We start from the raw sequence: 21525 nt of genomic DNA on the forward strand, positions 1-21525 counted from the left end.
CTTGGGCTTTGGTTGTGGGTCCGGTTTTTTTTTATACCCCCCCCGCTTTTCCCCCCCCTCGGGGGGGGGGGGGTTGCCCCCCTCTGGTAGGGGGGGGGGGGGTTCTCGTAGTACGCAGTCCCCCACCCCGGCGCTTCGCGCCGACCCTCCCCACAAGGGGGAGGGTAAAGGAAGGCGACGGTAAGCTCTCAGAACGTCACCGCGATAAGCACCGCCGACAGCAACCCGAACAGCCCAATCAGCAGATAGTCCGCCACCTGGTACAATTTCAGCGCCTGCCTGATGTCCTGGCTTTCCGCCGCGCGCCTACCGCCTTCGCCCATATAGGCGTCCTCGATGATGACGCCGCCATAGCTGCGCGGGCCGGCGAGCGCCAGGCCGAGTGCGCCGGCCATTGCCGCTTCCGGCCAGCCGGCATTGGGCGAGCGGTGCTTTTTGGCGTCGCGCCGCACTGCTTGCCAGGCGTTGCGGGGATCGGCGCCGTCAACGAGAAAGGCGGCGGCAACGATCAGCAACGCGGTCAGCCGGGACGCCGGCAGGTTGATCCAGTCGTCGAAGAGTGCTGCCGCGCGGCCGAAGGCCTCGTGGTGCGGGGTGCGGTGGCCGATCATCGAATCGGCGGTGTTGGCGGCCTTGTAGGCCACGCCGCCGGCCAGACCGCAGACACCTGTCCAGAAGGCGGGCGCAACGATGCCGTCGGAGAAATTCTCGGCCAGGCTTTCGATGGCGGCGCGGCTGACGCCGGCATGGTCGAGCTTCTCTGGATCGCGACCGACGATGCGCGCAACCGCAATGCGGCCGAGCGCCAGCCCGCCGGTATCCAGCGAATCGGCCACCGCCTCGACATGTTCGGTAAGGCTCTTTTGCGACAGCAGCGACGAGGCCAGGATTGCCGTGATGATCATGCCGGCAGGAAAGAGCTGCCAGAGCAGGATTTGCACGATGAAGGCGATTGCCGCCGGCACCAGCACGATCACCAGCAGCGCCTGCACGCTGCGGCGGCGACGCAGCGCGTCGGAATCAGTGTCGCGGTTGAGCCTGAGGTCGAGAAAGGCTATCAGCCTGCCGAACCAGGTGACGGGATGGCCGACGGCACGGAACAGCCAGTCCGGGTAACCCAGGATGCGTTCGATGGCCAGCGACAGGAAAGCGATCAGGATCGACATGAAGCTTTCTGATGGAGCGATTACTGTGGTGGATCACGGTGGATCCCTTGGCCGGGCGAGGGCGCTCTTCCCTCACGCGCCACAACCTTTCGTCGATCTCTCGACAGGTATCAATCCGCACTCCTACCCGCTTTTCGAGCTGCCCGCCACCGCCCTGTCACGATTGCCGGAGGCCGCGCGCCTGTGTGAGCTGGCCAGGGTCGCGGCCGGCGCCTATGGCGCGCCTTCGGCCGAGAATGTGGCGGTCGCCCCGGGCACGCAGATCCTGCTGCCGCGCGTCGCCTCGCTGGTCAGCCCCGGCAAGGCGCTGGTGCTCGGGCCGACCTATGCCGAGCATGCCAGGGCCGCCGCGATTGCCGGCCATGCGGTGGCGGAGGTCGACGATTTCGAGGCGCTTGCGGGAGCCGAAATTGCCATCGTCGTCAATCCCAACAATCCCGACGGGCGCGTCGTGTCGCGGGAGAGGCTGCTTCGGCTTGCCGAGACATTGCGCGCCATAGGCGGTCTGCTGGTCGTCGACGAAGCCTTCATGGATGTCGGCCCGCACGCGGAAAGCCTGGCCGGCGATGTCGGGCGGGGCGGCATCGTCGTGCTGCGCTCGTTTGGCAAGTTCTTCGGTCTCGCCGGCCTGCGGCTCGGCTTCGCACTTTCCGATGCGGTGACGGTCGAAAGGCTTGAAACGCAATTCGGCCCTTGGGCGGTCGCCGGCCCAGCGCTCGAATACGGCATCCGCGCGCTTGCCGACAGCGGCTGGCAGGCCGGCATGCGGCGGCGGCTGGCGCAGGATGCGGCGCGGCTCGATGCACTGCTTTCGCGCTTTGGCGTTGCTGTCGCCGGCGGCACGACGCTGTTTCGCTATCTCCGGCTTGCCGATGCACCGGGGCTGTTTTCGACGCTCGGTGAGCGCGGCATATTGCTCAGGCATTTTTCCGAGCGTCCCCAGGTGCTCCGCGCGGGGCTGCCTGGAAGTCAGGAGGAATGGCAGCGGCTCGAATCGGCGCTTGCCGACTGGCACGCACGGCGCGACGATGGGTCGAAGGAGATCGCGCCATGATCCATATCTGTTCGCTGGCAAAGCTTGAGGAGACGGTGGCCAAAAGCGGCGCCGAGCGCGTGCTGTCGCTGCTCGCTGCCGGCACCGAGGTGACGCGGCCGGCCTCAATCGCGAGGGAAAACCACCTGCATCTGGTCATGCACGACATCGCGGTGGCGCAGGACGGCATGACCATGCCCGGCGAAGACCATGTGCGCAATCTGCTCGATTTCGCCCGGAAATGGGACCGCGCCAAACCCATGGTCGTCCATTGCTATGCCGGCATCAGCCGCTCGACCGCCTCGGCCTATATCATTGCGGCGGCGCTCGCCCCGAAGCGCGACGAAGTCGAACTTGCGCAGACATTGCGGAAGCTTTCGCCCTCGGCGACACCCAATCCACGGTTGATCGCCGTCGCGGATGCTCTGCTCTCACGACAAGGCCGCATGATCGAAGCGATCGAGGCGATCGGACGCGGCGCCGATGCTTTTGAGGGTACGCCTTTCGTGTTGAAGATCGACGGCTAAGGCGGCCCGCTATGCCAGCCAGTCGGCAAGCTTCGCCTTGCGCACATCCTTCAACAGGGTGATGAAGCCGTTGGCCTGATGCTCCGCCGTCAGTCGGCCTTTCTCGGCCGTGGCAATGCTGGCATCGCCGACCACGCCGTTGGGGTTGAGATCCCCAGCGATCCAGGCGAAAGCGTGCGTTCCGGTGTGGCGCAGCAGCGCAAATTCGGTTTCGGCGCGGGCGACCTTGGAGGCGAAATTGTCGGCCTTGGCCATGTCGACTAACTCCGGGCGAAAATGCAGCATCAACGAGGTCTCGACGTCGCCGCCATGGATGCCATGGCGGTCTTCCAGCTCGGTGTACATGCCGGCGGGGCGGCCGAAGCGCTGCCAGCTGGTCTTCACCGCCAGCATCCTCTCACGCACGCGCAGCTCGCGCGTGACGATGCCCATGATCTCTTCATTGCCGCCATGCGAGTTGACGACGATCAGTTTCCTTACGCCTGCGCGGGCAACGGACAGGCCAAGCTCGGTCCAGGCATCGACCAGGGTGGCCGCCGGCAGGGTGAGCGTGCCCGGCGCCTGCAGATGCTCGTTCGACTTGCCGACCGTTTGGACCGGCAGGATGCGGATGTCGAGATCGCCGGGCAGGCGGGCGATGACCGTCTCCAGCATGCCGTTCATGATCGAGGTATCGGTTGATACAGGCAGATGCGGGCCGTGCTGCTCGATCGCCGCCACCGGCAGCACGGCAATCGTCGCCTCCGGATCGATCGCGGCGTATTCGGTGGTCCGGTAGTCGCCCCACCAAACGCGTCTGTTTGCAACGGTCATGTCATGCCTCTTGACTGTGAGGGAGACCTAGCGCGCCAAACGTCGCCTGTCGATCACCCAGCCGCAATCGCCTCGACCTCGACCTTGAACTCCGGCCGCGCAAAGCCTGACACGATCATCAGCGTCGAGGCGGGCGCGGGGCTGGCAAACAAGCGGTCGCGGACGTCCATATAGGGCCGCAGAAAGGCGCGGTCGGTGACGTAGGCGTTTATGCGCACGATGTCGCCTAGCCCCAGCCCGGCTTCAGCCAGAATCGCCGCTATGTTTTGAAAGCAGAGCTCGGCCTGCGCGCCGGCATCCTCGGGGATCTGGTCGTCCGCCGTGATCGCGACCTGGCCGGAGCACAGAACCAGCCGCTTGCCTGGCGGCACCTCGACGCCGTGGCTGTAGCGGGCGAAAGGCGGCTTGATCGACTTCGGCGCGAGGTATCTGAACATGGCAATCTCCTGTCTGCGAGACCAGCCTAAGACGTGACCGATAGTACGTTCAAGATGTGGTGCATGGCACAAGGGCGATTGTGGACAGGCGTCCAAAAAATAGGCACGATGCCTCCCGCACAGCATGACCCGTCCGGTGTTGGCAGTGACTGCCGCGCAAGCAGGCGGCCCGGGCGGTGGCATGTGTCTTGCTTCTTGGATCAATGGTGTCGAGCCCGGCGCGTGACGCTCCGGAGCCAACAAAGGGTGGTGTCGATGTACGGAAAACAGAAGATTTCAGCGCTTGCGGTCGCGCTGCTTGGAGCCGGCACGTTCGGCGCGGCAGCAAACGAGAAGGTCACCTTCGGCACCAACTGGCTGGCCGAGCCCGAGCATGGCGGCTACTACCAGGCCGTCGCCGACGGCACCTACGCTGCATGTGGCCTCGACGTGACGATTTCGCAGGGAGGTCCGCAGGTCAGCGGGCGGCCGCTGCTGCTGGCCGGCAAGCTCGATTTCTACATGGGCGGCAATCTGCTGTCGGCTTTCGACGCCGTCCAGCAGGGCATCCCGATGCGCGTCGTCGCCGCCGATTTCCAGAAGGACCCTCAAGTCATCATGTCCCACCCGGGGCAGGGGCTGGACAAGTGGGAGGATTTGAAGAACGCCGACCAGTACATTCTCGGCGACGAGGGCGTCCAGACCTTCTTCCAGTGGATGGTCATCGAACTCGGTTTCGATGCCGCCAAGCGCGTGCCCTACACCTACAACACCGCTCCATTCCTGGCCAACAAGAAGTCGATCCAGCAGGGTTACGTCACCTCGGAACCTTTTGCGGTCAAGAAGGAAGGCGGCTTCGTGCCCAACCAGTTCCTGCTCGCCGACTATGGCTGGGACACCTATTCGACGACGATCGAGGTGATGCAGGACACGATCGACAAGCGGCCGGAGGTGGTCCAGTGCTTCGTCGATGGCTCGGCCAAGGGCTGGTACAACTACCTCTACGGCGACAACAAGGCCGCCAACGAGATGATCAAGAAAGACAATCCCGACATGAGCGACGAGCAGATTGCCTTCTCGATCGAGCAGATGAAGAAGTTCGGCCTGGCCGATTCCGGCGACACCGAAAAGCTCGGCATCGGCGCCATGAACGAAGACCGGATCAAGAGCTTTTATGATAAGATGGTCAAGGCCAAGGTCACGCCCGAGGGCATCGATATCAAGAAGGCCTATACGCTGGCCTTCATCAACAAAGGTGTCGGAATCGAGCTGAAGAAGTAATCGTGAAGCTGGAAAAGATGGCGCAGGCGCCCATGACGGCATCGGGTGAAGGCCCGATGCTGCTGACGCTGCGCCATGTCGGCAAGGTGTTTTCCAATGGCGTGACTGCATTGAGCGACGTCGATCTCGCCATCCGCGAGGGCGATTTTGTCAGCCTGCTCGGGCCGTCCGGCTGCGGCAAGTCGACGGCGTTGAGGCTGATCGCGGGCCTGTCGACGCCGACATCCGGTCAACTCGACTGGGGCGGTTCGATCGACCGCGCCAATATCGGCTTCGTCTTCCAGGAACCGACGCTGCTGCCCTGGGCCAATGTCTTCGACAATGTCTGGCTGCCGCTCAGGCTGAAAGGCGCGTCGCGCGCCAAGGCGGCGCCGGCGGTGACGGAGATGCTGGAGCGGGTGCACCTGACCGGTTTCGAAAACGCCGTGCCGCGCGAGCTTTCCGGCGGGATGAAGATGCGCGTCTCGATCGCACGCGCCATGGTGACGAAGCCGCGCATTCTGTTGATGGACGAGCCGTTCGCCGCACTCGACGAGATCACCCGCTTCAAGCTCAACAACGATCTTCTGGAGCTGTGGCAGGACGAGCGCTTCACCGTCGTCTTCGTCACCCACAGCGTCTTCGAAAGCGTGTTCCTGTCCAACCGCGTCGTCGTCATAGCGGCGCGGCCGGGCCGCGTCCATGCCGAGTTGGCAATCGATGCCGCCTATCCACGCGACGAGGTGTTTCGCACCTCGCCCGACTATGCCGCGCTCTGCCGCCAGGCCTCGGACATCCTGGTCAACGCCATCAACACATCAGCCGGACCGCACCATGACGGCCATTGATCAGAATGCCGCAACGCTCGACGCGGAAGAGGCCGGCCGCGTACGCCAGGAGCGGCTGGAGCGGATCGGCCGGTGGGTCTTGCCTTTGGCGATCATGATCCTGGCGATCTGGCTGTGGGACCGCATTTGCGTGTGGAACGCGATCCCGCAATATATTCTGCCGCGCCCCGGCGTGGTGCTGTGGACGCTCTATAGCGATGCCGGGCTCCTGTTCTCCGCGCTGCTGGTCACGTTGCGCATAACCTTTCTCAGCCTGCTGCTCGCGGTCGTCGGCGGCGTCGGACTGGCGGTGCTGTTTGCGCAATCGAAATGGGTGGAGATGTCGTTCTTTCCCTTCGCCATCGTGCTGCAGGTAACGCCGATCGTGGCGGTCTTCCCGCTCATCAACATCTATGTGGACAACCAGACGGTGAAGCTTTTGCTTTGCGCCTGGATCGTTGCGTTCTTCCCGATCCTGTCCAACACCACGCTCGGCCTCAATTCGGTCGACCGCAATCTGCGCGACATGTTCAAGCTCAACGGCGCGACGCGCTGGCAGCAATTGCGCTATCTCAGACTGCCGGCGGCCATGCCGTATTTTCTAGGAGGCTTGAAGATAGCCGGCGGCCTGTCGCTGATCGGCGCCGTGGTGGCCGAGTTCGTCGCCGGCGCGCAGGGGCAGTCGTCGGGGCTGGCGTCGCGCATCATCGAGGCCGGCTACCGCCTCAACGCGCCAAGGCTGTTCGCGGCGCTGATCCTGATCTCGCTCACCGGCATATTGATCTTCCTGGTGCTGTCGCTGGTGTCGCATCTCATCCTGCGCCGCTGGCACGAGAGCGCGCTGAAGCAGGAGCGGTAGGGGGTTGGGTGACGTGATTGAGATGCTGGCGCGAAACACCCCCCTCTGGCCTGCCGGCCATCTCCCCCTCAAGGGGGGAGATTGGACGTCATCCGGGATTTCGCCAATTATCGACGTTGGAAGACGGGTGCTGTCGGAAAAGCTGCCAATCTCCCCCCTTGAGGGGGAGATGCCCGGCAGGGCAGAGGGGGGCGGTCCTTGATACCGACCTCTGGCTCGTACCATCTCACCAACGTCCGCCTTCACCGGTCGCTGACATCAGGTCTTGCCCCCACTTACGACACCGACGGTTTCGCGCTGGCCGACATCGCCGTCGCCGACGGTAAGCTCTCCAGCATCGCCGCGCACAAGAAATCAAAAGCGCCAGCCACCGCCATCGACCTTGCCGGCCGCATCATCCTGCCGTGCTTCGTCGACTGCCACACCCATATCGACAAGGGCCAGATCTGGCCGCGCAAACCCAATCCCGACGGCAGTTTCATGGGCGCGCTCAATGCCACCAGCGCCGACCGTGCAGCGCGCTGGAGCGCCGAGGACGTGGCGCGGCGCATGGATTTCTCTTTGCGCTCGGCCTACGCGCACGGCACCAAGGCCTTGCGCACTCATCTCGACAGCGTGCCGCCACAGGAGGAAATCTCCTGGCCGGTGTTCGAGGCGATGCGGGAGAAATGGCGCGGCCGCATCGAATTGCAGGCAGCCTGCCTGCTCGGCATCGAAGGCGTGCGCGACAGAAAGTGGTTCGAGAGGCTGGCCAAGCGTGTGGCTGCGGCCAAGGGCGTGCTCGGCGTCGTCACCTATATGGTGCCGGATCTCGAAGAGCTTCTCGACAAGGTGTTCGCCGAGGCGAACAAGCACGGGCTCGATCTCGATTTCCACGCCGACGAGACCGACGATATCGCGGCGATCTCGCTGAAGAAGATTGCCGAGGCCGCACTCTGGAACGGTTTTGAGGGCAACATCCTGGTGGGACATTGCTGCTCGCTGGCGCGCCAGCCGGACCTCGACGTGCTCGACACGCTGGACAAGGTCGCCAAGGCCAAACTTGCCGTGGTGTCGCTGCCGATGTGCAATCTCTATCTGCAGGACCGGCGCGCCGACCAGACCACGCCACGCTGGCGCGGCGTGACCTTGCTGCACGAGATGAAGGCGAGGGGCATTGCGGTCGCGGTCGCCTCCGACAACACCCGCGATCCTTTCTATGCCTATGGCGATCTCGACATGCTGGAGGTCTACCGCATGGCGACGCGCATCCTGCATTTCGACCATCCGGTCGGCGACTGGCCGCAGACGGTGGCGGCGACGCCGGCCAAGGTGATGCGGCTCGACGGTGTCGGGACACTGGCAGCCGGTGGCAGCGCCGATTTCATCGTCTTCAAAGGGCGGAGCTGGACGGAATTGCTCTCGCGGCCCGAATCGGATCGCATCGTCGTGCGCGCGGGACGAGCGATCGACAGACAATTGCCCGATTACGCCGAGCTCGACGGACTGATGGTGGAATGATGGATGTTTCGGCGCTCAAACGCGATCTCGACGGGATAAAGCTCGACGACAATCCGGCCATCGTCCAGCAGAAGAGCCGCGACTTCTACTGGTACAGCCCGGTGCTGAAGCAGCAGCTCGACCACGTCACCGGCGACCTGATCGTGACGCCCAGGAACGAGGCCGAACTGATCCGCGTGCTTGCCGCTTGCCACCGTCATGGCGTTCCGGTGACGCCGCGCGGCAGCGGCACCGGTAATTACGGCCAGGCGATGCCGCTGTCGGGCGGCGTGGTTTTGAACCTTGCCGAGATGAACGAGATCAAGGCCATAGCGCCGGGCCGCGTCGTCACCGGGCCGGGCGCGATCCTCGCCGACATCGACAGAGCGACGCGCGCGCATTCCGGGCAGGAACTGCGGCTGTCGCCGTCGACCTACAACACCGCCTCGATCGGCGGCTTCATCGCCGGCGGCTCGGGCGGCGTTGGCTCGATCAATTTCGGCGGTCTGCGTGATTTCGGCAATGTGCTGCGCCTGCGCGTCGTCACTATGGAGGCGGAGCCGAAGGCGCTCGAACTCACCGGCGAGGACCTGCACAAGGTCACCCACGCCTATGGCACCAACGGCATCATCACCGAGGTCGAGATGCCGCTGACTGCAGCCTATGAATGGATCGACGTGATCGTCGGCTTCGACGCTTTCATGCCGGCAGCCCGCTACGGCAATGCGCTGGCACGCCAGGACGGCATCCTGACCAAGCTGATCACGCCGATCGCCGCGCCCGTGCCGCAGCTCTATTTCAAGCGCCACCAGAAGTTCTTCCGGGACGGGCAAAGCATCTGCGTCGTCATGGTTGCCCGGCATGGGCTAGACGCGTTCCTCGCCTTCACCCGCCGCGCCGGCGGCGAAGTCATCCTCAATGCGGCGACGGCAACGGACGAAGAGAAAAAGGGCCTGCCGCCGGGCTTCGAACTGGCGTGGAACCACACCACGCTCAGGGCACTGCGGGTCGATCCCGCGATCACCTATCTGCAATCGCTCTATCCGTTTCCCAACCAGCTGGCGCTGGTGGAGAAGATGGACGCGATGTTTCCGAACGAGGTCTTTTCGCATCTCGAATTCGTGCGCCTCGACGGCAACATCACCTGCTTCGGCCTGCCGCTGGTGAAATTCACCACCGAGGCGCGGCTCAACGAAATCATCCGGCTGCATGAGGAGAATGGCTGCCCGATCTTCAACCCGCACCGCTACACGCTGGAAGAGGGCGGCATGAAGCAGACGGATGAAATCCAGCTCGCCTTCAAGCGCGAGACCGATCCGCAAGGCCTGCTCAATCCCGGCAAGATGATCGCCTGGGAAAATCCGGATTACGACTATCGCTCGGGCCGGACTTTTTTGTTCAAGGGTTTGCAGAAAGCAGAATGAGCAGAGGTTTGAGCTTGAGCACCCCCCTCTGTCCTGCCGGCACAGGCCCTACGCTGCCGCTTCGGGCGTTCGTCGTTTGGAAAGCCAAGCAATTGGCTTCCCATCGGCTTCGCCGACCACTTCTCACCCCCCGCAAGGGGGGAGATTGGCAGCCTGAACGCCGCAGCCAATCTGACACGCTGACAATTAGTGAAAGCGATGCGGCAGTCCGATCTCCCCCCTTGAGGGGGAGATGCCCGGCAGGGCAGAGGGGGGTGCCTCGCGCCGACCCCGGCAATGCCTTCCCATGAAAGTCCTCGTCCTTTACGCACACCCGGTGGAGACCAGCTTCAATGCCAGCCTGCACCGCACGATCGTCGAGCGGCTGACGACCGCCGGCCATGAGGTCGACGATTGCGATCTCTATGCCGAGGATTTCGACCCCAGGCTGACGCGCGGGGAGAGGCTGGATTATCATAACCAACGCAGCCCTGCGGACCCGGCCGCGCCCCATGTCGAGCGTTTGCTGCGGGCTGAGGCGCTGGTGCTGTCATATCCCGTCTGGAACTACGGTTTTCCGGCCATCCTGAAGGGTTATTTCGATCGCGTGTTTCTGCCCGGCGTGTCGTTCAAATTGGCCGACGGCAAGGCGCAGCCGTCGCTCCACAACATCCGCAAGCTGACCGCCGTCACCACCTATGGCGGCAGCCGCTTCCGCGCCATGCTGATGGGCGATCCGCCACGCAGATTGGTCAAGCGGATGCTGCGCGCGACGATCAGGCCCGGCGCCTCGGTGTCCTACCTCGCTCATTATTCGATGAACCTGTCGACCGACGAGACGCGGGCAGCCTTCATCGCCAAGGTCGCGGCCGGGATGGATGAATTCTGATGCGCGTGCTGGTGGTCTATTGCCATCCGGTGCCCGAAAGTTTTTGCGCCGCGATCAGAGATACCGCCGTCGACGTGCTGAAGGCGCGGGGTTGGGAGGTACGGCTGCTCGACCTCTATGCCGAAAAATTCGACCCGGTGATGGGTAGCGAGGAGCGGCGCGCCTACAATGAGCGGGCGCCGGAGGATCCGGCCCTAAAACCGCATTTCGAGCATCTCGCCTGGGCTGAGGCGATCCTGTTCATCTATCCGACCTGGTGGTACGGGCTGCCGGCCATGCTGAAGGGCTGGCTCGACCGGGTCTGGGCGACCGGTGTCGCCTTCAAGCTGGGCAAGGGGCGCATCACGTCGCTGATGACACATGTCACCAGGGTCGGCGTCATCACCACCTGCGGCGCGCCGACCTGGTGGAGCGTCGTCGTCGGCCAGCCCGGCCGCAAGACCTTGCTGCGCGGTATGCGCGCGCTGTGCGCCCGCCGCTGCCGGACGTTTTTCCTGGCGCACTACCTGATGGACGCCTCGACGCCAAGGACGAGGGCGGCGTTTCTGGTGAAGGTGCGGGCGAAGCTGGAGCGGTTTTGAGCTTCTTCACCCTCGCCCTTGTGGGGAGGGTCGCGCAGCAAATGCCGCAAGGCGGCATTTGCGAAGCGGGGTGGGGGGTCTCGTAGGGCGCACCCCCACCCCGGCTCGCAATCGCCGCTTCGCTCCGACTGCGAGCCGACCCTCCCGACAAGGGGGAGGGTAAAAAGGTGCTACATCCTCGTCCGTTCCGCCTTGGGATCGTACATCGGCTTCAGCGATGCTTCCGCCGCAAAACGCTCGCCGGCGATCTCGATCTCGTAGGACGAGGCCAGCACATCCGCCTCGCTCTCGCCCTGGCAGGGCACATAGCCCAGTCCGATCGCGCCGCCGAGATGGTGGCCGTAATTCCCCGATGTGATCGGGCCGACGATCTTGCCGTCGCGCAGGATCGCCTCGTTGTGGAAGAGCAGGGGTTCAGGGTCTTTCAAACGGAACTGCACCAGCCGGCGCGACAGGCCGGCTTCTTTTCTCTTCAGCACCGCATCGCGGCCGATGAACTCGCCCTTGGCGGTTTTGACCGCAAAGCCGAGGCCGGCCTCCAGCACATTGTCCTCGTCGGTGATGTCGTGGCCGAAATGCCGAAACGCCTTTTCGAGGCGACAGGAATCCAGCGTGTGCAGGCCGCAAAGTTTCAGGCCGACATCGCCGCCGGCCTCGTCGATCGCCTCGAAGACATGAGCCGCCTGGTCGGTCGAGACATAAAGTTCCCAGCCGAGTTCGCCGACATAGGTGACGCGGTGGGCACGGGCGAGGCCCATGCCGATCTCGATCTCCTGGAAGGTGCCGAATGGATTGTTGTCGTTGGAGAAATCGTTGGGGCTGACTTTCTGGATCAGCTTTCGCGCATCCGGACCCATCAGGCAGAGCACGGCCTCAGCTGCCGTGACATCGGTGATGACTACGAATTCATCCCCGACATGCCGGCGCAGCCAGGCGAGGTCGCGTTGCAGCGTCGCGCCCGGCACGACGAGGAAGTAGGCGGTCTCAGATAGCCGCGACACCGTGAGGTCGCTTTCGATACCGCCGCGCTGGTTGAGCATCTGGGTGTAGACGATCTTGCCCGGCGCCACGTCCATATCGTTGGCGCACAGCCTTTGCAGGAAGGCACAGGCGTCGCGGCCTTCGACACGGATCTTGCCGAACGAGGTCATGTCGAACAGGCCGACCTTGTTGCGGACCGCCAGGTGCTCCTCGCGCTGGTTGTCGAACCAGTTCTGCCGCTTCCAGGAATAGCGGTATTCGCGCTCCTGCCCCTCTCGCGCAAACCAGTTGGCGCGCTCCCAGCCGGCGACTTCGCCGAACACGGCGCCGCGCGCCTTCAGGTGTTCGTGCAGGGGCGAGCGCCTGACATTTCTGGACGTTGCCATCTGCCGGTAGGGGAAGTGATCCGCATAGAGCAGGCCGAGTGTTTCGGAGACACGCTCCTTGAGATACCTACGGTTCTTCTGGAATGGCTGGGCGCGGCGGATGTCGACTTCCCAGAGGTCGAAGGGCGCTTCGCCGTCATTGATCCACTGCGCCAGCGCCATGCCGGCGCCGCCGGACGAGACGATGCCGATGGAATTGTAGCCGGTCGCCATCCAGTAGCCCGACAGCTCCGGCGCTTCGCCGAGATAGTAGCGGTCGTCGGGGGTAAAGCTTTCGGGGCCGTTGAAGAAGGTGTGAATGCCGGCGGTTGCCAGCATCGGCATGCGATTGACGCCCATTTCGAGGATCGGCTCGAAATGCTCCATGTCCTCCGGCAACTGGTCGAAGCAGAAATCCTCGCTTATGCCGTCCATGCCCCAGGGCTTGGCCACCGGCTCGAAGGCGCCGAGCATCATCTTGCCGGCGTCTTCCTTGTAGTAGGCGCACTCATCCGGCACGCGCAGCACCGGCAGCCGGCCAAGGCCGGGGATCGGCTCGGTGACGAGATAAAAATGCTCGCAGGCATGCAGCGGGATGGTGACGCCGTTCTGGGCGCCGAGTTCGCGCGCCCACATGCCGGCGCAGTTGACGACGATGTCGGCCTCGATCGTGCCCTGGTCGTCGCCTTGCGCCCACGACACGCCGGTGACGCGACCGGCCTTGGTGTGGACCTTGGTGACCTTCACATTCTCGACGACTGTGGCGCCGCGCTGGCGGGCGCCCTTGGCCAGCGCCATGGCGATGTTGGCCGGATCGCACTGGCCGTCGAGCGGCAGATGCACGGCGCCGACCACATCGGACACGTTGAGATGCGGGTACATCTCCTTGACTTCACCAGGCGAAATCTCGCGCACATCGACATCGAAGGCGCGGGCGAGCGAGGCCTGCCGATAAATCTCGTGCTTGCGCTCCTCAGTCAGCGCCACGGTGATCGAGCCGACCTGGCGCATGCCGGTGCCGACTTCCGTTTCGGCTTCCAGCTTGACGTAGAGGTCGGCCGAATATTTGGCCAGCCGCGTCATGTTCTGCGAGCCGCGCAGCTGGCCGATCAGGCCGGCGGCGTGCCAGGTCGTTCCCGAGGTCAGCTGCTTGCGTTCCAGCAGCACGATGTCGGTCCAGCCGAGCTTGGCCAGGTGGTAGGCGACCGAACAGCCGGAGACACCGCCGCCGATAATAACCGCGCGGGCCTTGGTGGGAATGCTTCTGGTCATGCGGCCTCGCGGCGATAGCCGGATGCGAAGCGGCGCAGGCGTTTTGCGGCTTCCTGAAGCACCGGCTCCGGTTGGCAGAGGCTGATGCGGATGTGGCCGGCAGCGGCCTTGCCGAAGCTGGAACCCGGCATGACGCCGACACTCTCCTGGTCGAGAAAGGCCCAGGCGAATTTCTCGTCGTCGGGCTCGACGGCGGAGATGTCGAGCATGACATACATGCCGCCCTCGGAGCCGTGCACGCTGATATTGTTCATGCCGCGCACGGCGTCGAGCAGGACGGTGCGGCGCGCCGCATAGCGTTCGGCGATCTCCCTGACGCCAAAGCGGTTCTCCAGCGCCTCGGCGCAGGCGATCGAGATGAAGGCCGGCAGGCCGTAGGTCGTCACCAGATTGAGATTGGTCAACAGCGTGATCATCTGCGTCGGGCCGGTCAGCCAGCCCATGCGCCAGCCGGTCATGCCATGGCTCTTGGACATCGAATTGATGACCAGCGTGCGCTCCGCCATGCCGGGCAGGCCGCGCGGCGAGATGTGCTCGCCGCCGCCGAGCGTCCAGTAGACCTCGTCCGACAGCAGCCAGAGATCGTGCTCGCGGCAGATCTCGGCCAGCTCTTCCAGACGCTCACGCGAATAGACGGCGCCGGTCGGGTTGTTCGGCGTGTTGATCAAAATGGCGCGCGTGTTGGGCTTGAGCGCCGCGCGGATCATCTCGGCGTGCGGCTGGAAACCGTCCTCGGCCGGCGTCTCGACGACGGTGAAGCTGGCGCCGGCGGCGCTGAACGTGTTGGGATAAGTCGCGTAGTAGGGCGCCACCACGATAGCGTGGTCGCCCTGGTCGAGAACGGCCTGCACGGCCGCGTAAAGGGCAGCCTGGCCGCCCGGCGTGGCGATGACTTGGTCAGGTGCCGTCTCGACCCCGGTGCAGGCGGTCGAGGCCGCCGCCATCGCCCTGCGCAGGCGCGGAACGCCGGGAAGCGGGGTGTAGTGGTGGTTGCTGCCGCGAACCGCCGTCACGCAGGCTTCGATGGTCTGGCTCGGCGTATCGAAATCATGGTCGCCGACCGCCAGCATGATGATGTCCTGGCCCGCCTCCTTGCGGGCCCATGCCTCGGTGTGGACCTCCCAGCCATCCTTGCCCGAAGGCACGATGCCGGAAATGCGCGATGATGGTCTGGGCATCAGGATACTCCCGAGATTTCGTGGCCGGCCTGTTCGAGCCGGTCGCGCAAGGCGGCGGTGTGGGCAGGGCCGACTTCGCAGCAGCCGCCGACGATGGTGGCGCCAGCGGCGACCCAGCCGAGCGCCTGGTCGGCATAGGCATCCGGATCAAGGTCGTGGCGTGCGTGCAGCACTTCCACCGTTCCGCCATGCTTGAGCGCTTCGACAGAGGTGAAGCCATTGGCATAGGCGCCGACCGGGCCGCCGAGAGCAATCAATTCGGGCAGTGCCGCGGCGATCGCTTCTGGCCGGCAGCAATTCACCAGGCGCGCTGCAACCGTCAGCCCGTCGAGGGCGTCCGCCGCTGCCGCTATTGTTTCGCCGCTGCGCAGCCGCGGCGCGCCGTGATCGGCGAGCGTCCAAGACACCCAGACAGGTTTGCCGCTTTCCGACGCAGCGGTAACGGCCGCACGGCCTTCGTCGGCTGAGGCCATGGTCTCGCACAGGAACAGGTCGACGCCGTCGGTCTGCTCGGCGACGATGCGGCGATAGATGTCCAGCGTCTCCTCGAACGATATGGTCAGCGCCGGCGCATAGCTGCCGAACAGCGGTGACAGGCAGCCGGCGATCGCTGCATCGCCTGCCTCCTCGCGTGCCTGTCTTGCCAATTCGATGCCGCGCTTCTGCAAGGGCCTGAAGAGGTCTTCTGCTCCTTCCCGCGCGAGCCGCTCCGGCGTCGCCGAATAGGTGTTGATGGTGATGACGCGAGCGCCGGCCCGGATGAATTCGGCATGCAGGCCACGCACCAGATCCGGCTCGTCGATCAGCACCCTGGCCGACCAGAGCGGCGTCGGCTCGGAGCTGCTGCGGCGGACCAGTTCCTGGCCCATGCCGCCATCGGTGAGAATGACTTTCTTCATGCTCTCAATCTTTCGTTTTTCGGATCCCACAGCGGCTCGTCTTTCTGCACGACCGCCCGAAAGCGATCGCCGAAGATTTCGATCTCGATCGCGGTATCGGGTTCAGCCAGGTCGGCGCGCAGTATGCCGAGCGCGATCGATTTGTCGATGCGATGCCCCCAGCCGCCGGACGTCGTCTCGCCGACGATCTTGCCGTCATGCCAGAGCGTCGACACCGACGGCGCGTCGCAATCGCCGGGGTTTTCGACCACCAGCGTGACGAAGCGCTTCTTTACGCCTTGCTGCTTTTCGTTCTGCAGGGCTGCCTTGCCGCGGAAGTCGGGCTTGTCCCATTTTACGAAGCGCTCGAGCCCGCCCTGCAGGACCGTATAGTCGGTCGACAGGTCGCCCTTCCAGGTCCGGTAGCCCTTTTCGAGGCGCAGCGAATCCAGCGCATACATGCCGAACGGTTTCAGACCGTGTTTTTGTCCCGCCGTCCAGACGGCGTCGAAGATGGCGGCGGTGTCTCCCACCTTGGCGTGGATTTCCCAGCCGAGTTCGCCGGCGAAGGATACCCGCACCAGCTTCGCCCAGCGGCCGGCGATGGTGGTTTCCTGATGCGTCAGCCAGGGCAGCGAGAGATCCGCGCCACAGACCTCGGCCAGGATCTTGCGCGAATTGGGGCCGGCGAGGATTTGCGTCGAATAGTCTTCGGTCCTGTCGGTGAGGGTGAAAGCTGCGTCCTTCGGCAGGCGCGACTTCAGCCATTCGAAATCGTGCCACTGCGCTACCGCCGCGGTGATCAGCGTCATCTGCTCTTCGCCATGGCGCACCACCGACATCTCGGTGACGATGCGGCCCTTGTCGTCGGCGAAATAGGCGAGGCCGATGCGGCCCGGCTTGGGCACCAGGCCGGTGACCTGCAGCGCCAGCCATTCGGCTGCGCCAGGACCTTCGAGGTTGAAGCGCGAGAAGCCGGGCAGGTCCAGAATGCCGGCGGCGTCGCGCACCGCCAGGCATTCTTCGCGCACGCGGTGCTGCCACGGCCCGTCGCGGCGGAAGGTGAGTGTTGCTTCTTCCGACGTGTCGTCACCGGGTTGCGCATACCAGGTGGCACGCTCCCAGCCATTATAGGCGTCGAACTGGGCGCCGAGCGCCTTGATGCGATCGTGGATCGGCGACAGCTTGCGGTCGCGCCCGGCCGGCCAGGCATGGCGCGGGAACTGGATGGCGTATTCGTTGCCGTAGATCTCCATGCCCTTGGCGACGCTATAGTCGGGGGCGGCCGCAAAGCTGGTGAAACGGCGCGGATCGCAAGACCACATGTCCCATTCGGTCTGGCCCTGCGTAACCCATTCGGCCAGCACCTTGCCGGCGCCGCCGCCCTGGGCGATGCCGAAGGTGAAGACACAGGCCTCGAACGCGTTGGGAACGCCGGGCATCGGACCGATCAGCGGATTGCCGTCCGGCGCGTAAGGGATCGGCCCGTTGATCACCTTGGACAGGCCGGCAGTGCCGAGAATCGGCACGCGGGCTACGGCATCGGCAAGGTAGTGCTCGAGACGGTCGAGATCGTCGGGGAAGAGCTGGAAGGAAAAGTCCTCCGGCATCGGGTCGTTGTGGGTTGCCCAATGCGCGCGGCAATTGCGCTCATAGGGACCGAGATTCATGCCGTTCTTTTCCTGGCGCAGATAGTAGGAGGTGTCGACGTCGCGCAGCAGCGGCAGCTTCTTGCCCTGCTCCTTCGACCACGCCACCAGTTCGGGGATTTCCTCGAACAAGATGTACTGATGGCTCATCACCATCATCGGGACGTCGCGGCCCAACATTTTGCCGACTTCCGCGGCTCGGTAGCCGGCGGCGTTGACGACGATTTCGCAACGGATCTCGCCTTGCGGCGTCTCGACAACCCATTCGTCGTTCTCGCGGCGCACACCTGACACCGGACAGAAGCGGACGATCCTGGCGCCCATGTCGCGCGCACCCTTGGCCAGTGCCTGCGTCAGCTGCGCGGGGTCGATGTCGCCGTCGTTTGGATCGTAGAGCGCACCTTTGAGGTCATGCGTCTCGATGAAGGGATAGCGGCGCTTGACCTCATCAGGGCCGACAATGGCGATGTCCATGCCCTGGTAGCGGCCCATGCCCTTGGCGCGCTGGAACTCCTGCATGCGCTCCTTGGTGTGGGCGAGGCGGAGCGAGCCAGTAACGTGGTAGTTCATGGGATAGTCGACCGCGTCGGCGAGACCGCGATAAAGCTCGGTCGAATAGCGCTGCATGTTCATCAGCGACCAGGACGACGAGAAGGTCGGCACGTTGCCGGCGGCATGCCAGGTCGAGCCCGAGGTCAGCTCGTTCTTTTCCAAAAGCACGCAGTCGGTCCAGCCGGCCTTGCAAAGGTGATAGAGCGAGGAGGTGCCGACGACACCGCCTCCGATGATCACCACGCGTGCCGTGGTCGGCAAACCGGCCATATTAGAAACCCCTCGTTCAGTAGACAGGCGGCGAAACCACCCAGATGATCACGGCCGGCTCGGTGCCGGGATTGCGCCAGCGGTACGGCTTGCGCTCGAAGCGGAAGGAATCGCCTTCGCCGAGCCGGTGCCAGACGCCGGCTATCTCGATCTCGAAAATGCCAGAGGCGATGTAGCCGGCTTCCTCGGTCGGCCGCAGCTGCTCGCTCTTCATCTCGGCGCCCGGCGCGAAGATCGAACGCACCATCTCGAAACTACCGCCGAGATCGGGCGACAGAAGCTCCTCCACCAGGCCGGATTCGCTTGTGCCAAGCGTGCGCCGGCTGCCGGCGCGCACGATGACGCCGCGCTCCTTCTCGATAGGCACGTCGTGGCTGAAGAACAGGCTGAGCGGCACGCCGAACAAATCGGCGAAGGCCCTGAGGTCGCCAAGTGAAGGGATAGACAGGCCGCGCTCGACCTGGCTGACCCAGCCGACAGAGCGGCCAAGCTTCAGCGCGATCTCAGCCAGCGTCAGCCCACGCGCCTTGCGTAGCGCACGGATGTCGCTCGCCAGCAGGCGCTCGTCAGGTCCCTGCAATGTTTTGGGAATAGCTGGGGGCAAAACGCTCACTTGATGAAAATCTGGAAATGAATTTCATGGGAGCTCATGTCCGTGAAAAAATCAAGCGAATTTTCATGGGCACACAAGATTTGCTTGCGCCATTTTGGCGGTTCATGCAAAGGCTCTGGCACGAGCGGCGGGTGTGGGAATGCGGGTCGGCGACCAAGGATTGAAATCTGCGCAAGGTCTTCTCCGATAGCCGGTTCGGCTTTCGAAGTGTGCGCAAAGGGACGGCCCATGCTGGAAAAAAACGGCCTGGCAGCGCATAACGCGGCTGTTGTCGACGAGGCGATCATCTCGCGCCGTTCAGTGCGCGCCTTCCTGCCCGACATGGTCGATGACGAGACGATCCGAGCCATTCTCGGCGTCGCCGCGCGCGCGCCTTCGGGCACCAATATGCAGCCCTGGCGGGTCTATGTCGTCAAGGGCGAGGTCAAGCAGCAGATCACCGATGCCATCCTGAATTCCGGTATCCGCGCCGAAAAGGCCGATTGGGACGAGTATCGCTATTACCCCACCCAGTTCTTCGAGCCGTATCTCACCCGCCGCCGCGCCAACGGTTTCGGGCTCTATGGGGCACTCGGCATCGGCCGCCGCGAGGTCGACAAGATGCGCGCCCAGCACGACCGCAACTTCGTCTTCTTCGACGCGCCGGTCGGCATGATCTTCACCATCGACCGGCGGCTGAACCAGGGCTCGTGGATCGACTACGGAATGTTCCTGCAGAACATCATGGTGGCGGCGCGAGGCAGGGGCCTGCACACCTGCCCGCAGGCCGCCTTCGCGCCCTATCACCGGCAGATCCGGCCGGTGCTCAACATCCCCGACGAGGAGATCGTCGTCTGCGGCCTGGCGCTAGGCCTCGAGGACACCTCCAAGCCCGAAAACGACTTCCGCACCGACCGCGTGCCGCTGGAAGAGTGGGTGACGTTCAGCGGCTAGGCCTCGGCTACCGGGGCCTTATTCCACGTTCATCTGCGCGCCATGGCCGCTGACATGGGCGCCGTCCTGCGGTGTCAGTCTGAGATAGGCGATCAGCGCGCACAAAGTGATGACGCCCTCGACCACGAACAGGATGCGGAAATCGTTGGTCACCGCCGGCCTGCCGCCAGCCAGGAACGACAACAGCGCCGCCGCCAGGCCGACGCTGATCGCCACCCCCAACTGCCACAGTATGTAGTAGAGCGCGCTGAAGCGGGCGAGCTGGTCGGGCGCGATGTCGGAATAGGCGAGATTGCCGGTCGAAGCCCACTGCGCCGAGCGCAGAACGCCGAAGGCAAAGATATAGGCTAGCACGATCCAGACCGGCGTTGTCGCCTCAATCAAGGCGAAGCCCGCTACCATGGCAGCAACGATCGGCGTGTTGACGACCAGCACGCGGCGAAAGCCGAAACGGTTGAGCAGGCGCGGCATGAAGACACGCATGATCAGCGAGCCGATTGCGGCGACGAAAGTCAGCGATCCCGCCTGCACCGCGCTCATGCCGAAGCCGAGCTGGAACATCAGCGGCAAAAGGAAAACGACCGAGCTCAGGCCGATCGTGTCCAGCCCACCACCGGTGAGGAATGAGATGCGAAAGGTGCGGATGCGCAGGAGTTTCAGGTCAAGCAAGGGGTTGCGGGCGCGCAGGCAGTAGAAGGAGGCAAGCGTCAGTATGACGATCGCCAGCGCCAGCTCGGCCGCGATCATGCTGCCGGCGGCGTCTTTGGCCGCAAGCGAATCCATGCCGAAGACCAGCAGGACCATGCCGCTGCCGACCAGCAGGAAGCCCGGGAAATCGAACGGCGTGCGCACCGGTTTGGTAACGGCCGGAAACAGCGACGCGGCAAGAACGGCCGCGGCCAGCGCGAACGGCACGTTGATGAAGAAGATCCAGCGCCAGGAAATGTAGGTCGTCAGCGCGCCGCCGACCAGCGGGCCGACCAGCGGTCCGGACTGGCCGGCCAGCGAAATATACATGTTGATCTTCAGCGTGCGGCTGCGCGGGAAGGTCGACAGGATGACGACCTGGCCGAGCGTCCCCATCAAGGCGCCGCCGAAGCCTTGCAGCGCGCGGGCGCCGACCAGCGTCCAGATGTCGTTGGACAGGCCGCACAGCGCCGATGACGCGGCGAACACCAGCAAGGCGAAGCAGTAGACATTGCGCAGGCCGAAGCGGTCGGCGGCCCAGCCGCCGAGCGGCATCGAGATGATCAGGCTGGCGACATAGACGGTGATCAACAGGCCGAGCTGGCTCGGCGGCCGGCCGAGGCTGTCGCTGATGCCGGGCAGGGCGGTGACCACGACATTCTGGTCGAGGCTCGTCATGAACACACCGCAGGCGACCGTCGGCGGCAGCAGGAGCAAGGCTCTGGCCGACACATCGGCGCGATCCGTGGCGCCGGCGGATAGTTCTGCGGTCATGGGGATGTTCGAACCAAACGACGATGCCGACTCTGAGACGGGAGCTTTTTGATCCCCTGGGCCGGTTGGGCCACGTTCCCCACCATGGGCTTCCATTGGAGCATTCTCTAGCGGCAGAAC

19 protein-coding genes are annotated in these 21525 nt (G+C 64.4%); 10 read left to right on the forward strand and 9 right to left on the reverse strand.

Annotated features, from left to right (window positions below; all coding sequences use genetic code 11):
- Positions 1-188: 188 nt before the first annotated feature.
- Entirely contained in the window at positions 189-1166 is a 978-nt protein-coding gene (gene cbiB / locus NKH22_RS00005) for an adenosylcobinamide-phosphate synthase CbiB (protein WP_023706117.1), read from the reverse strand.
- Here cbiB and cobD point away from each other — a divergent pair.
- Positions 1165-2220, forward strand: coding sequence for a threonine-phosphate decarboxylase CobD (gene cobD / locus NKH22_RS00010; protein ID WP_023707848.1), 1056 nt, complete (start codon positions 1165-1167; stop codon positions 2218-2220). The two genes, cbiB and cobD, sit on opposite strands and share 2 nt — an antisense overlap.
- Positions 2217-2726 (forward strand): tyrosine phosphatase family protein, encoded by a 510-nt coding sequence (locus tag NKH22_RS00015; RefSeq protein ID WP_023706115.1) that lies wholly within the window; start codon positions 2217-2219, stop codon positions 2724-2726. The genes cobD and NKH22_RS00015 overlap by 4 nt, the downstream gene beginning before the upstream one ends.
- A 9-nt stretch (positions 2727-2735) precedes the next feature.
- Here the strand turns inward: NKH22_RS00015 and NKH22_RS00020 are convergent, their stop codons facing one another.
- Positions 2736-3539 carry a creatininase family protein gene (locus NKH22_RS00020; protein ID WP_023706114.1) on the reverse strand — a complete coding sequence of 268 codons (804 nt, stop codon included), beginning with the start codon at positions 3537-3539 and terminating at the stop codon, positions 2736-2738.
- Between the two features lie 53 nt (positions 3540-3592).
- Positions 3593-3976: a RidA family protein gene (locus NKH22_RS00025; RefSeq protein ID WP_023670775.1), complete on the reverse strand. Its 384-nt coding sequence runs from the start codon at positions 3974-3976 to the stop codon at positions 3593-3595.
- 255 nt (positions 3977-4231) lie between these two features.
- On the opposite strand from NKH22_RS00025, the gene NKH22_RS00030 reads away from it, so the two are divergent.
- From NKH22_RS00030 to NKH22_RS00060, 7 genes are all read left to right on the forward strand, one after another.
- Positions 4232-5236, forward strand: coding sequence for an ABC transporter substrate-binding protein (locus NKH22_RS00030; protein ID WP_023670774.1), 1005 nt, complete (start codon positions 4232-4234; stop codon positions 5234-5236).
- A gap of 2 nt (positions 5237-5238) precedes the next feature.
- Positions 5239-6063: an ABC transporter ATP-binding protein gene (locus NKH22_RS00035; RefSeq protein WP_352908633.1), complete on the forward strand. Its 825-nt coding sequence runs from the start codon at positions 5239-5241 to the stop codon at positions 6061-6063.
- The gene (locus NKH22_RS00040) at positions 6050-6901 is read left to right on the forward strand and encodes an ABC transporter permease (protein WP_023670772.1); all 852 of its coding nucleotides are present in this window, start codon (positions 6050-6052) and stop codon (positions 6899-6901) included. The genes NKH22_RS00035 and NKH22_RS00040 overlap by 14 nt, the downstream gene beginning before the upstream one ends.
- Positions 6902-7099: 198 nt before the next feature.
- The gene (locus NKH22_RS00045) at positions 7100-8401 is read left to right on the forward strand and encodes a cytosine deaminase (protein ID WP_352543077.1); all 1302 of its coding nucleotides are present in this window, start codon (positions 7100-7102) and stop codon (positions 8399-8401) included.
- Positions 8401-9804: an FAD-binding oxidoreductase gene (locus NKH22_RS00050; protein WP_352908968.1), complete on the forward strand. Its 1404-nt coding sequence runs from the start codon at positions 8401-8403 to the stop codon at positions 9802-9804. Before NKH22_RS00045 ends, NKH22_RS00050 begins: the two co-directional genes overlap by 1 nt.
- Positions 9805-10090: 286 nt before the next feature.
- On the forward strand, positions 10091-10672 hold the full coding sequence (locus NKH22_RS00055) for an NAD(P)H-dependent oxidoreductase (protein WP_023833852.1): 582 nt from the start codon (positions 10091-10093) through the stop codon (positions 10670-10672).
- A complete protein-coding gene (locus tag NKH22_RS00060) occupies positions 10672-11253 on the forward strand; it encodes an NAD(P)H-dependent oxidoreductase (RefSeq protein ID WP_023818027.1) in 582 nt (193 codons plus the stop codon). The genes NKH22_RS00055 and NKH22_RS00060 overlap by 1 nt, the downstream gene beginning before the upstream one ends.
- 170 nt (positions 11254-11423) lie before the next feature.
- Here the strand turns inward: NKH22_RS00060 and NKH22_RS00065 are convergent, their stop codons facing one another.
- From NKH22_RS00065 to NKH22_RS00085, 5 genes are read right to left on the reverse strand one after another with little or no spacing between them, the layout of a single operon-like run.
- Positions 11424-13871: a GcvT family protein gene (locus NKH22_RS00065; protein WP_352908635.1), complete on the reverse strand. Its 2448-nt coding sequence runs from the start codon at positions 13869-13871 to the stop codon at positions 11424-11426.
- Positions 13868-15049 carry a pyridoxal phosphate-dependent aminotransferase gene (locus NKH22_RS00070; RefSeq protein ID WP_352908637.1) on the reverse strand — a complete coding sequence of 394 codons (1182 nt, stop codon included), beginning with the start codon at positions 15047-15049 and terminating at the stop codon, positions 13868-13870. The genes NKH22_RS00065 and NKH22_RS00070 overlap by 4 nt, the downstream gene beginning before the upstream one ends.
- Positions 15049-15948, reverse strand: coding sequence for a homocysteine S-methyltransferase family protein (locus NKH22_RS00075; protein WP_352908638.1), 900 nt, complete (start codon positions 15946-15948; stop codon positions 15049-15051). The genes NKH22_RS00070 and NKH22_RS00075 overlap by 1 nt, the downstream gene beginning before the upstream one ends.
- On the reverse strand, positions 15945-18398 hold the full coding sequence (locus NKH22_RS00080) for a GcvT family protein (protein WP_023690994.1): 2454 nt from the start codon (positions 18396-18398) through the stop codon (positions 15945-15947). Before NKH22_RS00080 ends, NKH22_RS00075 begins: the two co-directional genes overlap by 4 nt.
- 16 nt (positions 18399-18414) lie before the next feature.
- Complete coding sequence (locus tag NKH22_RS00085; RefSeq protein WP_023690995.1) at positions 18415-18957, reverse strand: helix-turn-helix domain-containing protein; 543 nt, start codon at positions 18955-18957, stop codon at positions 18415-18417.
- A gap of 282 nt (positions 18958-19239) precedes the next feature.
- Between NKH22_RS00085 and NKH22_RS00090 the strand changes: the two genes are divergently transcribed.
- On the forward strand, positions 19240-19944 hold the full coding sequence (locus NKH22_RS00090; RefSeq protein WP_023690997.1) for a nitroreductase: 705 nt from the start codon (positions 19240-19242) through the stop codon (positions 19942-19944).
- An 18-nt stretch (positions 19945-19962) separates the two neighbouring features.
- Here NKH22_RS00090 and NKH22_RS00095 read toward each other — a convergent pair whose 3' ends face one another.
- Positions 19963-21405, reverse strand: coding sequence for an MFS transporter (locus NKH22_RS00095; protein ID WP_023690998.1), 1443 nt, complete (start codon positions 21403-21405; stop codon positions 19963-19965).
- Between the last annotated feature and the right edge of the window lie 120 nt (positions 21406-21525).

It is taken from the genome of Mesorhizobium sp. M1252, from assembly GCF_040318265.1.
Classification (GTDB): Bacteria; Pseudomonadota; Alphaproteobacteria; order Rhizobiales; family Rhizobiaceae; genus Mesorhizobium.

Bases quoted from the DNA above. Each gene is read 5' to 3' on its own strand.
- NKH22_RS00025 (WP_023670775.1), bottom strand. From the start codon at position 3,976: ATGTTCAGATACCTCGCGCCGAAGTCGATCAAGCCGCCTTTCGCCCGC.
- NKH22_RS00055 (WP_023833852.1), top strand. From the start codon at position 10,091: ATGAAAGTCCTCGTCCTTTACGCACACCCGGTGGAGACCAGCTTCAAT.
- NKH22_RS00040 (WP_023670772.1), top strand. From the start codon at position 6,050: ATGACGGCCATTGATCAGAATGCCGCAACGCTCGACGCGGAAGAGGCC.
- NKH22_RS00095 (WP_023690998.1), bottom strand. From the start codon at position 21,405: ATGACCGCAGAACTATCCGCCGGCGCCACGGATCGCGCCGATGTGTCG.
- NKH22_RS00015 (WP_023706115.1), top strand. From the start codon at position 2,217: ATGATCCATATCTGTTCGCTGGCAAAGCTTGAGGAGACGGTGGCCAAA.
- cbiB (WP_023706117.1), bottom strand. From the start codon at position 1,166: ATGTCGATCCTGATCGCTTTCCTGTCGCTGGCCATCGAACGCATCCTG.
- NKH22_RS00050 (WP_352908968.1), top strand. From the start codon at position 8,401: ATGGATGTTTCGGCGCTCAAACGCGATCTCGACGGGATAAAGCTCGAC.
- NKH22_RS00070 (WP_352908637.1), bottom strand. From the start codon at position 15,049: ATGCCCAGACCATCATCGCGCATTTCCGGCATCGTGCCTTCGGGCAAG.
- cobD (WP_023707848.1), top strand. From the start codon at position 1,165: ATGAAGCTTTCTGATGGAGCGATTACTGTGGTGGATCACGGTGGATCC.
- NKH22_RS00075 (WP_352908638.1), bottom strand. From the start codon at position 15,948: ATGAAGAAAGTCATTCTCACCGATGGCGGCATGGGCCAGGAACTGGTC.
- NKH22_RS00020 (WP_023706114.1), bottom strand. From the start codon at position 3,539: ATGACCGTTGCAAACAGACGCGTTTGGTGGGGCGACTACCGGACCACC.
- NKH22_RS00080 (WP_023690994.1), bottom strand. From the start codon at position 18,398: ATGGCCGGTTTGCCGACCACGGCACGCGTGGTGATCATCGGAGGCGGT.
- NKH22_RS00060 (WP_023818027.1), top strand. From the start codon at position 10,672: ATGCGCGTGCTGGTGGTCTATTGCCATCCGGTGCCCGAAAGTTTTTGC.
- NKH22_RS00065 (WP_352908635.1), bottom strand. From the start codon at position 13,871: ATGACCAGAAGCATTCCCACCAAGGCCCGCGCGGTTATTATCGGCGGC.
- NKH22_RS00030 (WP_023670774.1), top strand. From the start codon at position 4,232: ATGTACGGAAAACAGAAGATTTCAGCGCTTGCGGTCGCGCTGCTTGGA.
- NKH22_RS00090 (WP_023690997.1), top strand. From the start codon at position 19,240: ATGCTGGAAAAAAACGGCCTGGCAGCGCATAACGCGGCTGTTGTCGAC.